The following is a 350-nucleotide window of genomic DNA, read 5'->3' on the forward strand; positions in this document are numbered from 1 at the left end:
CAAATTTGAATTTTATTAAATAAGGAGATGGTTTGTTTGGAGAATAAGTACAAATTTAAAATGTGGGATTGGGATGAAGGTTGCTTTTACATCATTCCAAAGGAAGATGTTGTAGAAGCAATATACTATGCTTGGAATTACGAATTTGATGTGTATGAAAAGGAATCGGATGAAATGATCTTTTCAGGTCAGCTAGACAACGAAGACAATGAAGAGATGTTAAAAAAATATGGATTAAGAGTTATTGATGGAGAAAAATATCGCAGTCTACAGAACATTGAAACAGGTGAAATTTATAAGGCGAGTTGGGGCGAATAAAGCCCTTAATTCTTAACAAAAGCGTTATTTGA

The 350-nt window shown here is 32.6% G+C and carries 1 protein-coding gene; it reads left to right on the top strand.

The window, feature by feature from the left end; translation table 11 throughout:
- The first annotated feature begins 36 nt into the window (after positions 1-36).
- Positions 37-318, top strand: coding sequence for a hypothetical protein (locus LOK41_RS28715; protein ID WP_481748851.1), 282 nt, complete (start codon positions 37-39; stop codon positions 316-318).
- Positions 319-350: the final 32 nt, after the last annotated feature.

This window comes from Bacillus sp. TL12, from assembly GCF_022625245.1.
GTDB lineage: Bacteria > Bacillota > Bacilli > Bacillales > Bacillaceae_G > Bacillus_A.